Here is a 16,055-nt window from a genome sequence, read left to right as displayed (position 1 = left end):
GGAGGGGCGAGCGCGCATGGAGTTCCGGCAGTCGAACAAGCTCAGCGAGGTCTGCTACGAGATCCGCGGGCCGGTGGTCGAGCATGCGAACGCGCTCGAGAAGGCGGGCCACAGCGTGCTGCGCCTGAACACCGGCAACCCGGCGCTCTTCGGCTTCGAGGCCCCGGAGGAGATCCTCCAGGACATGATCCGGATGCTGCCGCAGGCGCACGGCTACACCGACTCGCGCGGCATCCTCTCCGCCCGCCGTGCCGTGGCCCAGCGCTACCAGACCCTGGGCCTGGAGGTCGGCGTGGACGACGTCTTCCTCGGCAACGGCATCTCCGAGCTGATCTCGATGGCCGTGCAGGCCCTGGTCGAGGACGGCGACGAGATCCTGATCCCCGCTCCCGACTTCCCCCTCTGGACGGCGGTGACCACCCTCGCGGGCGGCAAGGCGGTGCACTACCTCTGCGACGAGCAGGCGGACTGGTATCCCGACCTGGACGACATGGCCTCGAAGATCACGGACCGCACCAAGGCCGTCGTGATCATCAACCCGAACAACCCCACGGGCGCGGTGTACCCGAAGGAGATCGTCGAGGGCATCCTCGACCTGGCCCGCCGGCACGGTCTGATGGTCTTCGCCGACGAGATCTACGACCAGATCCTGTACGACGACGCCGTGCACCACTCGGCCGCCGCGCTCGCCCCCGATCTGGTGGTCCTGACCTTCTGCGGGCTGTCGAAGACGTACCGGGTGGCGGGCTTCCGCTCCGGCTGGCTGGTCGTGACCGGTCCGAAGCAGCACGCGAAGGACTACCTGGAGGGCCTCACCATGCTGGCCTCCATGCGGCTGTGCGCCAACGCGCCCGCCCAGTACGCCATCCAGGCCGCGCTCGGCGGCCGCCAGTCCATCCGGGACCTCACCGCACCGGGCGGCAGGCTCCACGAGCAGCGCGACGTGGCCTGGGAGAAGCTCAACGAGATCCCGGGCGTGTCCTGCGTGAAGCCCAAGGGCGCGCTGTACGCGTTCCCCCGCATCGATCCCAAGGTGCACCCGATCCACGACGACGAGAAGTTCGTCCTGGACCTGCTGCTGCGCGAGAAGATCCAGGTCGTCCAGGGCACCGGCTTCAACTGGCCCGCCCCCGACCACTTCCGCATCCTCACGCTCCCCCACGCGGACGACCTGGAGGCGGCGATCGGGCGCATCGGGCGGTTCCTGAGCGGATACCGGCAGTAGTCGTCCCGGCCTGCGGTGGGGGTGCCCCGCCGGGCCGGGGTCGACGCCGCGCTCCGCGACACCGACGGGTGCGGGGTGCCGGCGGCTCGGCGGGAGCGCTGTTCCAGCTCGCCACGGGCCCCCTGGGCCGGCTGCGCACCGAGCACGGACGACCGGTGATCGCCGCCCGGAATGTCAGACCCGGGTCGTAGCCTTCGAGTGGGCCGGCACCACTCGGAGGGAGCACGCAGTGACACGACCGCCCACCGCCGCGCAGCGGCGGGTGATCGACGCCGCCGAACCCGTCACCGGGCGGCTCAGGGGCACCGAGGCGCAGCTCGCGGCGCTGGTGAAGCGGGGGCTCGCGTTCCGCCATCCGCGGCCGCCGCACGACCACTTCCTGACACCGGCGGGGCACCGGATACGGGAGGCGGAGGCGCGGGCGGAGCCCGAGGCCGCGCCCGCGCCCGAGCCGCCCGGGGGGAGGAGCGACGCCGGGGTGTTCGCCGCGCGGGTCGGCGGCGAGGAGGACGCCGGCGCGGGCGGGCCCGCCCGTGCGCGTGAGGTGCACAGTGCCTGGCAGGGGCTGCTGGAGCTGCGCCGGATGACCAATCCGGACGGCTCCGTGGACCGGCCGTGCGGCTGGGAGCGCACGCACCTCGTACAGGCCGCCGCGCTGGCCCTGGAAGCGGCGGGACACCGTCCGGCGGGCCCGGACACGGCGGCCTTCGGGCCGGGCGCCGGGACCTCGGGAGCGGGGAGCGCGGGTCGCGGGCCGGACCCCGGCGGTTACCGGGTGCGGGCGACCCCGCAGCCGGAGGCGGTCGCCGTGCGCGGGCCGGACGACGCGACGCTGCGGGCCTGTGCGGCGACACTGGAGAAGGCGGGCTGGCAGGTGGGCGAGCACACCGATCCCCGGACCAGAGCGCGCTATCTGCTGGCTTCCCCACGCCGGGTGTGAGGACATGCCAAGATCGGTGCCCGGGGCATCGTTCCCTCGTCGTCGAGAAGGGGAAGCAGTGAGCGAGCCGTTTTCCGTCCGGGTCACCGTCCGCGGGTACGAGACGGACGTGCAGGGCCACGTCAACCAGAGCGTGTACATCAACTACGCGGAGCACGCCCGCTGGTCGCTGCTGCACGCGGCGGGCATCACCCAGAGCGGCCTCAACGCCCGCGGGGTGGGCCCGGTCGCCCTGGAGACGACCATCCGCTACCGACGTGAGCTGGTCGCCGGCGACGAGGTCGACGTGACGTGCGTCTTCGAGTGGGGCGGCGGCAAGACGTTCCGGATCGAGCAGACCATCAGCAAGACGGACGGCACGGTCGCGGCCGAGCTGACGGCGATCGGCGGACTGCTGGACCTCAAGGAGCGGCGGATGGTGGCGAACCCCCAGGACTGGTTCAAGGAACTGGCCTCGGACCCCAGCCTGTTCGGGCTGTAGTCACACCGCTTCGGTCGCACGGAGGCCGAATTCGGATGCGGAGCGCACCGCGGACCTGCGATGCTGCGGCCCCATGGCCACCCGACGCATCCGACCCAGCCTCTACATCTCCGTGGACGTCGAGGCCGACGGACCGATCCCCGGACCGTACTCCCTGCTGAGCCTGGGCGCGGCGGTGGCCGGCCGGCAGGACGCCGACGGGTTCACCGCTGCGGACCCCGCCCGGCACACCTTCTACCGTGAGCTGCGGCCGATCAGCGAGGACTTCGTCCCCGAGGCACTGGCCGTGAGCGGGCTCGACCGGCGGCGACTGGCGGAGGAGGGACTCGACCCCGCCCTGGCGCTGGCGCAGTTCAGCCGCTGGGTACGCGAGGTCAGCGGCGACGCCCAGCCGGTGATGTGCGGCTATCCGGCGTCGTACGACTGGATGTTCCTCTACTGGTACCTGATCCGCTTCACCGGCGGGAGCCCGTTCGGCCACTCGGGCTGTCTGGACATGAAGACGCTGTACGCCGGCAAGGCGGGCGTCCCGCTGCGGGCGGTCGGAAAGCGCTCGATGCCGCCCGAGCTGCTGCCCGGCCGCCGCCACACGCACCACGCCCTCGACGACGCGGTGGAGCAGGCCGAACTGTTCGCCAACCTCATGCGGTGGCCGGGACCCGGGTCGGTCTGACCCGGTCGGGAGCCTTGGGCCTCACCGGGGCACGCGGGTGCGGTGCGTGCCCCGGTGACGGTCGCCATGAGCCCCGCCGGGGTCATGGCTCCGGCCGAGGGCCGTCCCCCTCGGCCGGAGGTCCGGGCGGGTCAGCTCAGTCCGGCGATCCGGGCGAGCCGCCGGGCCTCCTCCCGTGTCGAGCGCGCGATCGCGTCCTCGTCCGCGGTCAGCAGGCGGCCGTCCCGCACGATCTGACGGCCGTTCACGAAGGAGGCGGTGACCGGGGCGGCCGCGCCGAAGACCAGGGCGGTGACCGGGTCGGCGATGGAGGCGTGGGCCAGGGTGTCCAGCCGCCACAGCACCAGGTCGGCGAGCTTGCCCGGCTCCAGCGAGCCGATCTCGCGGGCCCGGCCCAGGACCTGGGCGCCGCCGAACGTGCCCAGCCGCAGTGCCTGACGGGCGTTCAGGGCGGCCTCGCGGTGGGCGCCGAGGCGGTTGACGAGCAGCGCGTTGCGCAGTTCGGTGTGCAGCTCGCCGGACTCGTTGGACGCCGTGCCGTCCACGCCGAGGCCGACCGGGACACCGGCCGCCAGCATGTCGGGGACGCGGGCGATGCCGGCGGCCAGACGGGCGTTGGAGGACGGGCAGTGGGCGACGCCCGTCCTCGTACGGGCGAAGGCCTCGATGTCGGAGTCGCTCATGTGGACGCAGTGCGCCATCCACACGTCCTCCCCGAGCCAGCCGGTGGACTCGAAGTAGTCGGTCGGGCCCATGCCGAACAGCTCGTGGCAGAACTTCTCCTCCTCCACCGTCTCCGAGCCGTGGGTGTGCAGGCGCACCCCGAGCCGACGCGCCAGTTCCGCGCCCTCCCGCATGAGTTCGGTGGAGACGGAGAACGGCGAGCAGGGGGCGACGGCCACCTGGGTCATCGCGTCGAAGGAGCTGTCGTGATGTCGCCCGACGGTCTCCTCGGTGGCGGCGAGCGCGTCGTCGAGGGTCTCGACCGCGAAGTCCGGCGGCAGACCACCGTCCTTCTCGCTGCGGTCCATCGAGCCACGGGCCAGGGTGAAGCGGACACCCATGTCGCGGGCGGCGCCGATGATCGCGCCGGAGAGGTCACCGGACCCCTCGGGGAAGACGTAGTGGTGGTCCATGGCGGTGGTGACACCGCCCCGGGCCATCATCGCGAGCGAGCCCTGGGCGGCCGCCCGGACCATGGGTTCGTCGATGCGCGCCCAGGTCGGGTAGAGCGCGACGAGCCAGTCGAAGAGGTTGTGGTCGGTGGCCAGGCCGCGGGTGATCCACTGGTAGAAGTGGTGGTGGGTGTTGACCAGGCCGGGGGTGACCAGGTGCCCGGTGGCGTCGACGCGCCGGACGACGTCCTCGAGTCCCTCCGGCGCCGTGCCCGCGCCGACCGCCTCGATGCGGTTGCCGGCGAGGACGACGTACCCTCGGGCGTACTCGGTGTCCCGCGCGTCCACGGTCGCGATCGCCGCGTTCTCGATGACGATGCGCTGGGTCATGGTGGGTCCTTCGCTTTCGTGTCCGCGTCAGAGGTTGCTGAGGTCGACCGGGATCCTCGCCTCGCAGCCGTCCCGCAGGATCGTGGCCTCGATCAGCCCGTAGGGGCGGTCGGCGGCGTAGTAGACGGCCCCGTCGGGGGTGGCGTTCTTCAGCCCGAACGGCTCCAGGTCGACGAGGAAGTGGTGCTTGTTGGGGAGCGAGAAGCGGACCTCGTCGATCTCGCCGCGGTGGTCGATGATCCGCGAACCCATCTGGTACAGCGTCTGCTGCAGCGACAGCGAGTACGTCTCGGCGAACGCCTGGAGCGTGTGCCTGCGCGTCTGCGCGTAGGACTCGTCCCAGTCGGGCGTCTCCTGGGCGTCGTCGGACCAGTTGAAGCGCCAGCGGCCGGAGACCTGCGTGGCGAGGATGCGGTCGTACGCCTCGGGGAGCGTCGTGTACTTGTCCTTGACGTAGCCCCAGAACTCGGAGTCGGTGGAGTTCATCACGACCAGGTCCTTGAGACCGGAGACCACCTCCCACGACGTGCCGTCGAAGGTGATCTGCGCCAGGCGGGTCTCCTGGCCCGCGCGGACGAACGAGTGCGCGCCCTCCCCGGAGTGCTCGATGCGCTCCCAGGCGTACTCCTCGATGCGGATGCGGGCCCGGTGGATGGCGTCCTGGCTGGTGACGAAGTGCCGGGCGAGGTGGATGCCGAACTGCTCGGCGGACTCGATGCCGTGCTCCTTGGCGAACGCGTACACCGTGTTCTTGGTGGTGTCGGTCGGCAGGACGCTGGCGTTGGAGCCGGAGTAGTGGACCTCGTCCATGTCGCCGCTCAGCGACACCGACACGTTGAGGTCCTTGATGTGGTGGGTGGCGCCGTCCCGCGTGATCTTCACGACTCGGTTCTCGGCCTTGCCGTACTGGTTCTGTCCCAGGATGGGCATGGAGCTAGCTCCCTCGGTATACGGAGTAGCCGAACGGGTTGAGCAGCAGCGGTACGTGGTAGTGCTCGCCCGGTACGACGGCGAACGTGACCGCCACCTCCGGGAAGAACACCCCGGGACCGCCGTCCCGGTTCGCGGGGGCGTCCTGCCGCGCCTCGGCTCGCTCGTTCTCGAAGTACGCCTCGACCGCGAAGTCGAGCCGTACGTGGGTGGTCCCCTCCGGCAGCGCCGGGAGGTCCTTGCACCGGCCGTCCGCGTCGGTCGCGGAGCCGCCGAGCGCCCGCCAGTCCGCGTCCCGGCCGGGGCGGGCCGCGAGCCGGACGGCGACGCCCGGGGCGGGGCGGCCGACGCTGGTGTCCAGGATGTGGGTGGACACGGAAGCGGTGGTGCTGGTGTGCATGCTGCTCTCAGTCCTCTTCGACGAGCCGGGCCAGACGGATACGGTTGATCTTGCCGAGCTCGGTGCGGACGATCTCCCGTTCCCGCTCCGGCGCGTTGCCGAGTCGTTCCTTCACGGCGTCGCGCATCTGCTCGCCGGTGCGGCCGGTGGCGCAGATCAGGAAGACATGACCGAACTTCTCCTGGTAGGCCAGGTTGAGTTCGAGCATCTCCGCCCTGAGCTCCTCGGGGGCGCCGGCCATGCCGCGCTGCTCGCGGGCCGAGACCGGGTCGCCGGGCCGGGGGCGGCCGATCGGCGGATGCCCGGCCACCGCCTCGTCCAGGTCGGCCTCGCTCAGCCCGGCCAGGGCGGCGTCACCGGCGGTGTACAGCTCGTCGGCGGTGGCGTACGGACGGGCCGCGAGCAGCCGGTTCGCCCAGGTCGTGGAGGCGCACGCGTCGAGGAGGGCGGCGCGGGCCGCGGACTCCTCGAGCTGGTTGAACCGGGCCAGGCCCGGGGACGGGGAAGTCGAAGTCACGGGAGCCTCCGTGGCCGCGGGAACGGCCGTCATGCCGAACGGACTGCGCTCAGCTAACGCCTCCTCGCAACATCACGTCAACACTTTGTTGAAAATTCCGGGTTACGAAGCCCCGGCCGGCCCCACCCGCGCCCCGAGGGCCGGTCAGGCCTCTTTCTCCCGGTTGAGATAGTTGTAGACCGTGAAGCGGCTGACCCCGAGCGCGCTCGCGACGGTCTCCACGCCGTGCCGTACGGAGAAGGCGCCGCGCGCCTCGAGTATCCGGACGACCTCCTGCTTGGCCTTGCGGTCCAGATCGGCGAGCGGCTTGCCCTTCTTGCGCTCCATGGCGGCCAGGATGTGGTCGAGGGAGTCGGCGAGCTGGGGCAGGCGTACGGCGACGACGTCGGCGCCCTCCCAGGCGAGGACCACGTCGTCGGGTCCGGCCTCGTCGGGCGGGACCATCTCGCCGCCCATCGCGTCGACCAGCGGCTTCACTGCCGCGATGAAGGGCTCGTCGCCGGTGCCGGTCACGCCCCCTCCCCCGTGCCGCCGTCGCCGACGACGTTGACCTGGAGGGAGATCCGGGTGGCGCCCGCACCGAGGGACTTGCGCAGCAGGGCGTCCACGGCGGCGAGCACCTCGTCCGCGCGCCCCTCCGCGGTGTTGCCGAACGGCCCGACGTCGACCGAGTCCAGGTCGGCCGCCTCGATCACCTCACGGGCCACCAGCGCGTGCGGGGGCGCCTCGTCCAGGTCGAAGGGCTCGGTGGTGAACTCCACTTTCAGTCGCATCGCGCCCCACACCTCTCCGACCCGCACAGTGTCACGGCCCTCGACGGGAGGGCGAGCCGGGCACCCGGCACCCGGGACCCCGACCCTAACGGACCGCGGGGGCGAGCAGCAGGGCCTCACGGACACCACGGGACACCCCCCGCCCCCGCTCCGCACCTCCCGGCGCCCCTCCACCCTTGACAAGCCGCGACCGCGACGACAATCTTCCAACAAGCAGAAAATAACTTCCACAATGCGGAATGCCGTAACGCACTCGACGCGGAAGGGAGCGCGGCACCCATGGGATTCGAAGACCGGCGCTTCGACGTCAACCTGTCGATCCTCTTCACGGAACTCCCGCTCCTGGAGCGCCCGGCGGCCGCCGCCGCGGCCGGCTTCACCGCGGTCGAGCTGTGGTGGCCGTGGACCGACACGCCCACCCCCGAGCGGTCCGCGCTGCACGCCCTGAAGCGCGCGATCGAGGACGCGGGCGTACGGCTCACGGGCCTGAACTTCTACGCCGGAGAGCTCCCCGGCCCGGACCGCGGCGCCCTGTCGCTGCCCGGCGAGGAGTCGCGGCGGTTCCGCGCCAACGTCGACGTGGCCGCCGGCTTCGCCGCGTCCCTGGGCTGCACGGCGCTCAACGCCCTCTACGGCAACCGCGTCGACGGCGTCGACCCGGCCGAGCAGGACGCGCTGGCGCTGGAGAACCTGGTGCTCGCGGCCCGTGCCGCCGACCGGATCGGCGCGGTCCTGCTGATCGAGGCGCTGAACAAGGCCGAGTCGCCGCGGTATCCCCTGGTGAGCGCGCCCGCGGCGGTCGGGATCGCCGACCGGGTCAACGCGGCGACAGGACTCGGCAACGCGCGGTTCCTGATGGACCTCTACCACCTGTCGATGAACGGCGAGGACCTGCCGCGGGTGATCGAGACCTACGCGGCGAGGACCGGCCACGTCCAGATCGCCGACAACCCCGGCCGCGGCGCGCCCGGCACGGGCTCGCTGCCGCTGGAGGACCTGCTCGACCGGCTGCGCGAGGCCGGATACGACGGCTGGGTCGGCCTGGAGTACCGGCCGGGCGACCGTCCGAGCGCCGAGGCCTTCGACTGGCTGCCCCGCCGACCCCCGTACCGAGAGGCACCCCGATGACCCACACGCGTCCCAGGATCGCCTGGATAGGCCTCGGCATCATGGGCTCCCCCATGTCCGAGAACCTGCTCGAGGCGGGATACGACGTCACCGGCCACACCCTGGAGCAGGCCAAGCTGGACCGGCTGGCCGCCGCCGGCGGCACCGCGGCCGGGTCCGTCGCGGAGGCGGTCGCCGGTGCCGACGTGATCATCACGATGGTGCCCGCCTCCCCGCAGGTCGAGGCGATCGCGTACGGCCCGGACGGCATCCTGGACAACGCCCGCTCCGGCGCCCTGCTGATCGACATGTCCTCGATCACCCCGCAGACCTCGATCGACCTGGCGAGGGCGGGCCGGGACCGGGGCATCCGGGTCCTGGACGCGCCGGTGTCCGGCGGTGAGGCCGGGGCCGTCGAGGCCGTGCTGTCCATCATGGTCGGCGGCGAGCAGGCCGACTTCGACGCCGCGAGGCCGCTCTTCGAGGTGCTCGGCAAGACCGTCGTACGGTGCGGGCCGCACGGCTCCGGCCAGACGGTGAAGGCCGCCAACCAGCTCGTCGTCGCCCTGAACATCCAGGCGTGCGCCGAGGCCGTGGTCTTCCTGGAGAAGTCGGGCGTGGACCTCGAAGCCGCGCTGGACGTCCTCGGCGGCGGCCTGGCGGGCTCGACGGTCCTGGCACGGAAGAAGGAAAACTTCCTGCGGCGCGACTTCGCGCCGGGCTTCCGCGTCGACCTGCACCACAAGGACCTGGGCATCGTCACGGACGCCGCCCGCGCCGTCGGCGCGGCCCTGCCGGCCGGTGCCGTGGTGGCGCAGCTGGTCGCGTCCCTGCGCGCCCAGGGCGACGGCGGCCTGGACCACTCGGCGCTGCTGCGGGCGGTGGAGCGCCTCTCGGGCGCCCGGGTCTGACCCCCGATACCCCAGGCGGCGCCGTCGCTGACATCTCCGTCGCGCCCGGAGCGACGGCGCCGCCCGGCCCCGCGACCTCCTGAACGGCCCGCGACCTCCTGAACGGCCCACGGCGGCCGGACGGCCCCGGGCGGCCCTTCCCGACGTGAGGGAAGGCCCGTCCGGCCCGTCGCGTCCGCCCTCGGCATGCGGACGGGGCCCGGCGGCAGGACGCTGAAGGCATGGCACATCCAACGGAGCATCCGCACGTCGTGGTGCATCCGCCGGCTCTCGACGGATCCCGCCGGGTCACCGAGGGCGACGAGACCCTGGGCATCGCCACGCACGCGGACGACGTCAGCGAGATCCTGCGGCTGGCCGACCTGTACGTGACCGACCTCGCGGAGAGCGACTTCATCGAGTGGCAGGGGGGCGGGCCGGACGACTGGCCGGGGCTGTCGGAGCAGCACGGACAGCAGGAGGCGTAGGCGGGGTACGCCAACCTCAAATCAACCTCTGAACATGGTGCAGCAGGCTTCGACCGGGGCCGGGCCAGGGCACATTGTGGTCACGCGGGGCCCGTCGGCACGGGGGCGGCGGGCCCCGCCACAGGGGGTCGCCATGGGAGTGGACGGATCGGTCCCGCTGCAGCCGTACGAGATCGCACTGCTGCGCGGCGGCCCTCGCGCCGCCGTCACGGTGGCCGTCGTCGACCTGCATCTGCGGGGCGTCGTGGAAGCGGGCCGGCCCGGCAGACTGCGGACCTCGGGAGCGTCCGAGGACGCTCCCGGGCAGGGCGGCCCGCCTCCCCGGTCCGGGGAGAGCGCCCTGGCGCCCCTGGCCGAGGCGGTCCGCGCGGAACTGGTCCGGCCCGCCGGCCCGGCGGAGCTGATGAACCGGCCGGCGGTGCGCCGGGCCCTCGCCGACCTGGCGGCCGCTCTGCGGTCCGCCCGTCTCCTGCGGGCCCTTCCGCCGCACCGGAGCCGGGCCGGGCGGCGGGCACTGCAGACCCTGCTCGCCGGGCACCCGCTCCCGGCGAGCGGGAAGGGCGTTGCGGCGGACGAGGCGGTGCTGGCCGTGGCCCTGCACGGCGAGGCGGCGCTGAGCCTGCTCGTGCCGCGGTTCGCGCTGCGGGCGGGGCTGGTCCCCGGCACCGAGGTGACGGACCAGGGGTTCCACCGCAACGCTCCGCGCGGGGGCGGCACGGGCGGGTACTTCCACTGCGGTGGAGCCGCCTCCTGCGGCGGCTCGTACTGAACACGCGGCTCGTACCGAACACGCCGAAGGGGCGGCCCGTCCCCGGACGGACCGCCCCGCGCCCGGGCCGGGTCAGACCTTCAGCGCCCTGATCGACGTCGGCGCGTGCCCCGGTTCGGTGGCGACGTCCTCGAACTCCACGACGGCGCCGATGTCGTTGGTGACGCTCATCGCGATGTCGGTGACGCGTTCCAGGATCGCCTCGACGACGACCGGCACCCGGAACTCGGCGGCGAGTTTCCTGGCCTCCTCGAAGGCGGCGCCGAGCGCGTTCGGGTCGGTCACCCGGATCGCCTTGCAGCCGAGGCCTTCGGCGACCTTGACGTGGTCGACGCCGTAGCCGCCCAGTTCCGGCGCGTTGATGTTCTCGAAGTCCAGCCCGACCTGGAAGTCGATGCCGAACGCCCGCTGCGCCTGGCGGATCAGGCCCAGGTAGGAGTTGTTGACGAGGACATGGATGTACGGGATCTTGTGCTGCGCGCCGACCGCCAGTTCCTCGATCATGAACTGGAAGTCGTAGTCGCCGGAGAGGGCGACGACCTGCGCCTGCGGGTCGGCGCTGGCGACGCCGAGCGCCGCCGGGATCGTCCAGCCCAGCGGACCGGCCTGACCGCAGTTGATCCAGTGGCGTGGCCGGTGGACGTGCAGCAGCTGAGCGCCGGCGATCTGCGAGAGGCCGATGGCGGTGACGTACCGGGTCTCGGGGCCGAAGGCCCTGTTCATCTCCTCGTACACCCGCTGCGGCTTGATCGGGATGTCGTCGAAGTGCGTACGGCGCTGGAGGGTGGCCCGCTTCTCCTGGGTGGCCGCCGCCCAGGCGGAACGGTCGGGGAGCCCGCCGTCCGCCGTGCGCTCCCTGGCCACCTCGACGAACAGTTCCAGGGCCGCCCTGGCGTCCGAGGCGATGCCGTAGTCGGGGGCGAAGATCCTGCCGATCTGGGTGGGCTCGATGTCGACGTGCACGAAGGTGCGGCCCTTCGTGTAGACGTCGAGGCGGCCGGTGTGGCGGTTGGCCCAGCGGTTGCCGATGCCGAGGACGAAGTCGGACTCCAGGAAGGTGGCGTTGCCGTAGCGGTGCGAGGTCTGCAGGCCGACCATGCCGGCGTTCAGCTCGTGGCCGTCGGGGATCGCGCCCCAGCCCATCAGGGTCGGGACGACCGGAGTCCCCGTCAGCTCGGCGAACTCCACGAGGAGGCGGCAGGCGTCGGCGCCGATGACACCGCCGCCCGCCACGATCAGCGGGCGCTCGGCGGCGGCCAGCATGCCGAACGCCTTCTCGATCTGGGCGCGGGTCGCCGCGGGCTTGTGGACGGGCAGGGGGGCGTACGTGTCCGGGTCGAACTCGATCTCCGTCAGCTGGACGTCGACCGGCAGGTCGATCAGCACCGGGCCCGGCCGGCCCGAGCGCATCAGATGGAAGGCCTGCTGGAAGACACCGGGGACCTGGGCCGCCTCCAGGACGGTGACCGCCATCTTCGTCACCGGCCTGGCGATCGAGGCGATGTCGACGGCCTGGAAGTCCTCCTTGTGGATCACGGCGGTCGGTGCCTGGCCCGTGATGCACAGGATCGGGACGGAGTCGCCGATGGCGGAGTACAGCCCGGTGATCATGTCGGTGCCGGCCGGACCGGACGTGCCGACGCAGACCCCGATGTTGCCCGGACGGGTGCGGGTGTAGCCCTCGGCCATGTGCGAGGCGCCCTCGACATGGCGGGCGAGGGTGTGGTGGATGCCGCCGGAGGCCTTGAGCGCCGCGTAGAACGGGTTGATCGCCGCGCCGGGGACCCCGAACGCGGCGCTGACGCCCTCGCGCCTGAGGATCTCAACTGCCGCGCGGGCAGAGGTCATTCGAGCCATCGAGTACTCCTGCTCCGACTGTCGGATTCGCTCTCCCGGCGCGCCCCGCGGCGAGAACTGCTTCCCTGAACTTCCGTATTGTGGAAAGTTTTTTCTGCTATCTGGAAGCAATGTAAGAGGGTGCGCGAAGGTCGTCAAGAGACGGACAAGCGGGGGCCGAAGGAGGACGATGGGGCCATGTCCGAGAGCGTGCCGGTGCGCTGCCCGGCCTGCCGGTCCGAGCGCCGCTACACCGCGCCGTCCTACCTGTGCGCGTGCGGCGCACCCGTCGCACCCTCGCTCGACCCGGGGGCGGCGCCCACGGCCGTCGTGCACCGGACCTGGGACGAGGACTGGGTCACCCTGCGCTGCGGGACCTGCGGCCGCCACGGCCAGTGGCCGCACCCGGAGCTCGGCTGCCCCTGCGGGACCGTGCTGCGGCTCCCGGTGGCCGGGCCGCCGGATCGCGCCCGCGCGCCGGAAGGGTCCGCGAAGCCGCTCACGGGCACGGCACCGGCAGAGCCACCGGCGCCCCCACCGGCGCCGGCCTCGGCACCCGCCCCGACGGCCGGCCGCCCCGCCTTCCGGTCCGTGGCCGTGCGTACCGCGCTGGACGCGGTCACCGCCGCCGCGCTCTATCTGCGCTGGCTCGGCTACGGCGACGTCCGCAGGGCCGATCAGCGCCCCACCTCCGGCATCGGTCTCGCCGCCCGCGGACTGCTGGCGCAGGTGGACCCGAGCGTGCGCCCGGCCGCACTGCGGGACGTGGAGTGCCTGTGGCTGACGGCGATGACGCACTGCGCGGACTGCGCGTACTTCTCCCTCGCCGGGTACGGCGAGGAGGCCCGCGCCGGTGCCGAGCGGCTGCGGGTCCCGTTGTTCGTACTGGACCTCACGGGCATCCCGCGGCCGGTGAACGCGGCGGCCGCCGCCCTCGACGCCGAGGGCGCCGTGGATCGTCAGGCATGACGCGGGTGCGCCCGGCCGGCGCGTGAGGCGGGCACACCGATCATGAGCAGGGTCACGTCGTCGTCATGGGCGGCCGGGTCCGGAATGAGGGTGCCGATCAGCCGGGCCGCCGCCCGGTCGAGGAGCGCGGGGTCGGCGGGGGCGTCCTTCAGCACGACGTCGAGGGTGTCCGTGAGGACGTCGATCTGGGCGTCGATGTCGGTGCCGGGCCTTTCGACCAGCCCGTCGGTGTAGAGGACGAGGGTGCTGCCCGGCGGCAGCGGGTGGGTCGTCTCCTCGAACGGCACCTGGGCGCCGTGCGGGTCGTTGACGCCCAGCGGCACGGCGACCGGTGCCCGCAACCGGCCGGCGGGTCCGTCGGGGGGCCGGACGATGACGGGCGGGTGCCCGGCCGAGCACAGGGTGACCTCGTACGCGTCCTGGTCGATCACCAGGTAGACGCAGGTGACGAGCTGGTCCGCCAGGTCGGCGACGAACACGTCCAGCCCCGCCATGAGCCGGCCGGGCGTCGCGCCCGTGCGGGCCAGCGCGTGCGAGGCGGCACGCAGCTGCCCCATGACGGCCGCCGCCTCCAGCCCCCGTCCCATCACGTCGCCGATGACGACGCCGGTGCGGCGCCCGCCGAGAGGGATGACGTCGAACCAGTCGCCGCCGACCCCCGGGTCCTGGACGGAGGCCAGGTACCGGTGGGCGCTGGGCAGGTACGGGAGGAGGGGCGGCTCGCCCATGAGGCTGTGCTGCAGGGTGTAGGCGATGCGCCGTTGCTGCTCGTAGCGCTCGGCGCGTTCGGCCTCGGCCCGTCTGCGGTCGGTGATGTCCCGGACGGTCAGGAACACGAGGGTTTCCTCCTCGGCCCGCAGGCTGCTGACGCTCACCTCGACGGGGAACTCACCGCCGTCGCACCGCAGTCCGTACAGGTTCCTGTCCAGGACCGTCGGCTTCGGCTCGGGCAGGCGCAGGTAGGCGTCGAGCAGGGCGCCGTGCCGCCGGCGCCGGGCGGCGGGCACCAGGTCGACGACCCCGGTGCCGACGAGGCCACCCGGCGCACACCCGAACAGTCGCTCGACCTGCGCGTTGGCCATGACGATGACACCGCGGCCGTCCGTGATCAGGGTGGCGTCGGGTGCGGATTCCAGCAGCGCGAGGAACCGCCGATGGGCCCGCCGGACCTCACGCTCGGCCGCGACCCGTTCGGTGACGTCGAGGACCACGCCGCACACGGCGTAGGGCCTGCCGTGCCCGTCGTTGAGCGGGAACAGGCTGCTGAGCACGTCCCGGGGACCTCCCGGCAGGGCGAGGATCTCCTCCTGCCTCTGCACCGGGGTGCCGGCCGCCAGCATGGCGAGGTCGGCGGCCCGCGCCTGACGCGCGAGGCCGGGAGGCATGACGTCCTGGTCGCGGCGGCCCAGCACCCTTTCACGGGACAGCCCCGTGATCTCCTCGAACGTCGTGTTGACCGCCAGGAAGCGTCCGTCCAGGTCCTTGATGAAGACCACCGCGGGCGTGTGGTCCATGAAGGCCTGCACCAGTTCGTTCTGCCGCACCTGCCATTCGGCACGGGCATGCGCCACCTCGACATGGCGGCCCACGGCGAGGGTGGTGAAGACGACCCCGGTGAACACCGCCACGTGCCCGAAGACCAGCAGCGCGGTGCCCAGCCGCGACCCGAACAGCCCCGCGTCCTCGCCCGCCAGGACGCCCCAGCCCAGCAGCGGTGGCACGACCACCACGGTGGCGATCAGCCAACGGCCCAGCGCGCCCGTGGTGCCCGCGTTCAGCAGCAGTCCCGCGGGACCTTCGCCCGGCCGGGCCAGGAAGGCGGCCGTGCCCAGCAGCACCAGAGCGAGCGCGGTGTGCAGGGCCATACCCGTGTAGGCGCCGAACCGCTCCAGTTGGGGCACCGCGTAGGCGGCCCCGTACAGCCGCAGCATCCCGAGGGCCCCGACGGCCAGGGCGGGGATCTGGCTGATCCAGGCAGGGACGCGGGACGAACTGGCGCACAGCGACGCCAGGGCCCCGAGCGTCAGTGCCGCGGCCGTGTTGGGGGCCATCAGTCCGGGCGTTCCCGTCGCCCTTGCGGCGGTGTCGTCGACGAAGAGGAGCTCGTCGATGCCCAGACCCGCCCCGGTCGCGTACTCCACGAGGGCGAGCCCGCCGATCAGGAGGGCCAGGGCCGCCGCCGCACGGGCCGCGACGACCGTCCGGGGACGGACCCGGCCGGCGCCCGCCACGCACAGGGAGAGCCCCAGCGCCACCACGGCCACGGCGGTGTTCGGTTTCATGGCCACCGGATCACCGGGCAGCACGCTCTTCAGCGCGTCGACGTCGAGGATCCATCCGGACAGGCTCACCGCGCCCAGCAGGGCGGCCAGCAGGGCCGCGGTCCTGGCCGCCGCGCGGGCGGCGGCCAGGACCGGCACGTGGAACGGCAGGCCCTCGGCCTGCACCGCTCCCCGTGCGCCAGGCAGCCCGGGCGCCTGCGGCTCTGTCGTCACCGCGTTCTCATCCTTGTCGACCAGCATTGTTCGGCACTTTTCAGCTTAAGTGCGGTG

The 16,055-nt window shown here is 72.7% G+C and carries 17 protein-coding genes; 9 read left to right on the top strand and 8 right to left on the bottom strand.

Annotated features, from left to right (window positions below; genetic code table 11):
- Positions 1-16: 16 nt before the first annotated feature.
- The 4 genes from ACFY30_RS05345 to ACFY30_RS05330 all read left to right on the top strand — a co-directional run bounded on the left by ACFY30_RS05345 (position 17) and on the right by ACFY30_RS05330 (position 3,319).
- Complete coding sequence (locus ACFY30_RS05345) at positions 17-1,225, top strand: pyridoxal phosphate-dependent aminotransferase (protein ID WP_390843817.1); 1,209 nt, start codon at positions 17-19, stop codon at positions 1,223-1,225.
- Positions 1,226-1,454: 229 nt separating this feature from the next.
- Positions 1,455-2,165, top strand: coding sequence for a hypothetical protein (locus ACFY30_RS05340; protein WP_390843816.1), 711 nt, complete (start codon positions 1,455-1,457; stop codon positions 2,163-2,165).
- A 58-nt stretch (positions 2,166-2,223) separates the two neighbouring features.
- The gene (locus ACFY30_RS05335; RefSeq protein WP_390843815.1) at positions 2,224-2,646 is read left to right on the top strand and encodes an acyl-CoA thioesterase; all 423 of its coding nucleotides are present in this window, start codon (positions 2,224-2,226) and stop codon (positions 2,644-2,646) included.
- Positions 2,647-2,719: 73 nt separating this feature from the next.
- The gene (locus tag ACFY30_RS05330; protein ID WP_390843814.1) at positions 2,720-3,319 is read left to right on the top strand and encodes an exonuclease; all 600 of its coding nucleotides are present in this window, start codon (positions 2,720-2,722) and stop codon (positions 3,317-3,319) included.
- Positions 3,320-3,450: 131 nt separating this feature from the next.
- On the opposite strand, the gene ACFY30_RS05325 is transcribed toward ACFY30_RS05330, so the two are convergent.
- The 6 genes from ACFY30_RS05325 to ACFY30_RS05300 form a co-directional block, all read right to left on the bottom strand.
- Positions 3,451-4,824, bottom strand: a complete 1,374-nt coding sequence (locus tag ACFY30_RS05325; RefSeq protein WP_390843813.1) for an 8-oxoguanine deaminase — start codon at positions 4,822-4,824, stop codon at positions 3,451-3,453.
- A 27-nt stretch (positions 4,825-4,851) separates the two neighbouring features.
- Complete coding sequence (pucL, locus tag ACFY30_RS05320) at positions 4,852-5,754, bottom strand: factor-independent urate hydroxylase (protein ID WP_390843812.1); 903 nt, start codon at positions 5,752-5,754, stop codon at positions 4,852-4,854.
- A 4-nt stretch (positions 5,755-5,758) separates the two neighbouring features.
- Positions 5,759-6,154 carry a hydroxyisourate hydrolase gene (uraH, locus tag ACFY30_RS05315; RefSeq protein ID WP_390843811.1) on the bottom strand — a complete coding sequence of 132 codons (396 nt, stop codon included), beginning with the start codon at positions 6,152-6,154 and terminating at the stop codon, positions 5,759-5,761.
- Positions 6,155-6,161: 7 nt separating this feature from the next.
- Complete coding sequence (gene uraD, locus ACFY30_RS05310) at positions 6,162-6,671, bottom strand: 2-oxo-4-hydroxy-4-carboxy-5-ureidoimidazoline decarboxylase (RefSeq protein ID WP_390843810.1); 510 nt, start codon at positions 6,669-6,671, stop codon at positions 6,162-6,164.
- Between the two features lie 144 nt (positions 6,672-6,815).
- Positions 6,816-7,184 carry a helix-turn-helix domain-containing protein gene (locus tag ACFY30_RS05305; protein ID WP_390658906.1) on the bottom strand — a complete coding sequence of 123 codons (369 nt, stop codon included), beginning with the start codon at positions 7,182-7,184 and terminating at the stop codon, positions 6,816-6,818.
- On the bottom strand, positions 7,181-7,444 hold the full coding sequence (locus ACFY30_RS05300) for a hypothetical protein (protein ID WP_390843809.1): 264 nt from the start codon (positions 7,442-7,444) through the stop codon (positions 7,181-7,183). The genes ACFY30_RS05305 and ACFY30_RS05300 overlap by 4 nt, the downstream gene beginning before the upstream one ends.
- Positions 7,445-7,723: 279 nt before the next feature.
- Between ACFY30_RS05300 and ACFY30_RS05295 the strand changes: the two genes are divergently transcribed.
- The 4 genes from ACFY30_RS05295 to ACFY30_RS05280 all read left to right on the top strand — a co-directional run bounded on the left by ACFY30_RS05295 (position 7,724) and on the right by ACFY30_RS05280 (position 10,698).
- Complete coding sequence (locus ACFY30_RS05295) at positions 7,724-8,572, top strand: TIM barrel protein (protein WP_390843808.1); 849 nt, start codon at positions 7,724-7,726, stop codon at positions 8,570-8,572.
- The gene (locus tag ACFY30_RS05290) at positions 8,569-9,462 is read left to right on the top strand and encodes a 2-hydroxy-3-oxopropionate reductase (protein WP_390843807.1); all 894 of its coding nucleotides are present in this window, start codon (positions 8,569-8,571) and stop codon (positions 9,460-9,462) included. Before ACFY30_RS05295 ends, ACFY30_RS05290 begins: the two co-directional genes overlap by 4 nt.
- Before the next feature lie 221 nt (positions 9,463-9,683).
- Entirely contained in the window at positions 9,684-9,929 is a 246-nt protein-coding gene (locus ACFY30_RS05285) for a hypothetical protein (protein ID WP_390843806.1), read from the top strand.
- Between the two features lie 133 nt (positions 9,930-10,062).
- Positions 10,063-10,698 (top strand): TIGR04222 domain-containing membrane protein, encoded by a 636-nt coding sequence (locus ACFY30_RS05280; RefSeq protein WP_390843805.1) that lies wholly within the window; start codon positions 10,063-10,065, stop codon positions 10,696-10,698.
- A 72-nt stretch (positions 10,699-10,770) separates the two neighbouring features.
- Here ACFY30_RS05280 and gcl read toward each other — a convergent pair whose 3' ends face one another.
- Positions 10,771-12,555, bottom strand: a complete 1,785-nt coding sequence (gcl, locus tag ACFY30_RS05275) for a glyoxylate carboligase (RefSeq protein ID WP_390843804.1) — start codon at positions 12,553-12,555, stop codon at positions 10,771-10,773.
- Positions 12,556-12,732: 177 nt separating this feature from the next.
- Between gcl and ACFY30_RS05270 the strand changes: the two genes are divergently transcribed.
- The gene (locus ACFY30_RS05270) at positions 12,733-13,503 is read left to right on the top strand and encodes a hypothetical protein (protein ID WP_390843803.1); all 771 of its coding nucleotides are present in this window, start codon (positions 12,733-12,735) and stop codon (positions 13,501-13,503) included.
- On the opposite strand, the gene ACFY30_RS05265 is transcribed toward ACFY30_RS05270, so the two are convergent.
- A complete protein-coding gene (locus ACFY30_RS05265) occupies positions 13,494-15,998 on the bottom strand; it encodes a SpoIIE family protein phosphatase (RefSeq protein ID WP_390843802.1) in 2,505 nt (834 codons plus the stop codon). The genes ACFY30_RS05270 and ACFY30_RS05265 overlap by 10 nt on opposite strands.
- Positions 15,999-16,055: the final 57 nt, after the last annotated feature.

It is taken from the genome of Streptomyces sp. NPDC000345 (assembly GCF_042898825.1).
GTDB lineage: Bacteria > Actinomycetota > Actinomycetes > Streptomycetales > Streptomycetaceae > Streptomyces.
This window is presented reverse-complemented; position numbering and strand designations above follow the sequence as displayed.